Source organism: Anaerobiospirillum sp. NML120448 (assembly GCF_023050945.1).
Classification (GTDB): Bacteria; Pseudomonadota; Gammaproteobacteria; order Enterobacterales; family Succinivibrionaceae; genus Anaerobiospirillum.
The window spans coordinates 1-2070 of sequence record NZ_JALKIM010000152.1; the positions used below are offsets into that span (position 1 = coordinate 1).

A 2070-nucleotide genomic window follows, 5' to 3' on the forward strand; every position below is an offset into this window, starting at 1 on the left:
CATATAGACCGACAATAGTATGATTTCCGTCTAAATTACCGAAACAAATCTGTAATCATCTATATGTATGTATAAAACCAAAATGTCAATATAGTATAGTTTCTTGTATCGATGCTATAATAGAATTGCTCTTGCCATAAAATTTCTAACAAAACAAGAGCAAACCTCGAAAAAAGGACTACAGTATATGGCATCTCGAAAACAACGCAAAGCTAAAAAGCATACTCAATCCAACAAAAATTCAAATTTGGCTCAAGACCAAGTTTCGTATCTCTGTCGTCACTTCCCTTCATTAATAAGGATTACTAATTTATTCTCAATAATTAATATACAAAAACTCTTGATGGCGAATGGCATGAACCCTTATAAGGATCCAAGATCCCTATGGAATTCAATAGGTGCCTTTATATTAGCTATGATTACGACGACTTTCAAAGGTGTAACAACATTGAAAGCTGCCTCATTTGAATATAATCAAATATGCGTCAATAGCAATGTTAATCCATGTTGTGATCGCACAATAGAGCGTCTCTTTACCCCAGCTAAATCCAAGGCCCAAACAGCCTTTAAAACACATGATAATAGACAAGCATTAGCCTTAACACTGGAGGATTTAGCAAAGCAATGTACAGGCATAGCTATAAATCAGAAAAAACGTTTAAACGTTCATACTGATGGAGACAGAGTATTTAACTTGCTCAAAGGATTAGTGCCCCAACTAACAGGAATATATGCTGTTGATGGAAGTATTGTGTCCTTAAGTAACGAGCAAAACATTAATGAAACAAAAGGTTCAACAAAGGCTGGTCTTAAGTTTCATGGTGTATTTGATCTTACAACAGGCTTTTTTGTTAATTACTTAATAGATAGTGCTGTCAGTAGCGAACGTAAGAGTCTATTAGATATGCTTCCTGATTTTAAAATAGGGAGTTTGATTTTTGCTGATAGAGGTTACTACGGAGAAGAGGTGTTTGACGATATTGCAAAGCATCAATGTTTTTATATCATTCGTGGTAAAACTAATTTAAATCCTGAAGTTGAGTCAATAACCAAGTGGAAGGTAAAAAGAGATTCAAAAGTCGACACTTTTAAAATAGACACTCACACTAAAGGAGAGCCTGTAACCTTTGAGTCCGTTAAACTACAGGATATTCTTAATCAATTACAAGAGGTAAATACCAATCAAAACTATTGTTTTGATATTAAGATTAAAGGTGGTGACAGGATAATTTTGGTATATAACCCAGAAAATAAAGATAATGACCCAAATAACCCTATAACTAATTGGGTTCTTCTTAGAACTAATCTACCAGATACTGTTTCCGTAAATATAATAGCGAAGTTATATCGCTTACGTTGGCAAGTTGAACTAGGTTACAAATCTTTAAAAACATCGTCTAGCTTTGACTCTGGTGTTTGTGGAGATTTTTACCTGTGCAAATGTTTTATGAGCGCCTCTATTATTACCTATACGATAAAATTGCTAATGGCATATACTGCACAAAACAAATATAGGAATAACGCTAGCAGTGAAAACAGCAAACCAAGAACTATCTCTATTCTTAAAACTGCTAAATACTTATCTTCAGGTGCTTGTACGTGGTTTATGTCTCATTTTGCAATTGATGATTTAGTTGATCCAATCGTTAAGAAAGCAAAGCGAAATGCAATATTTAAAACCATCGCATACTACCTTACTAAAGGCCGAGTATCCAAGAAACAAAAACAAAGGGGTAAAACATCCGACTGCCTAATAGAAGAGCTTGAACAATCTAAACCCTGTTGCGCTGTAACTTAGATTAAAAGCTGCATAACAATCGTGCGTTATTATGCTTACTGTAAGGTAGGTAGGGCTTCTTACGTCAAAAATATGATAAATATGCTCTTTTTTATGGTAAATTTCCTTAAATAGGATTATTTAATGACTTTTATAAAATCCATCAAAACTATATGTGACTTATATCACATATTTACTTTGCATAAAGGTTAATATAGTGTAGTTTTGTCGATGGTGTTTTTACAAGATTTTGCCACATTTTGTTCAACCAGCGCTTAATGTCGGTCGATATG

General features: G+C 33.8%; 1 protein-coding gene. It reads left to right on the forward strand.

Features of this window, described 5'->3' with window-relative positions; all coding sequences use genetic code 11:
• The first annotated feature begins 187 nt into the window (after window positions 1-187).
• The gene (locus MXE38_RS12160) at window positions 188-1798 is read left to right on the forward strand and encodes an IS4 family transposase (protein WP_246915458.1); all 1611 of its coding nucleotides are present in this window, start codon (window positions 188-190) and stop codon (window positions 1796-1798) included.
• Window positions 1799-2070: the final 272 nt, after the last annotated feature.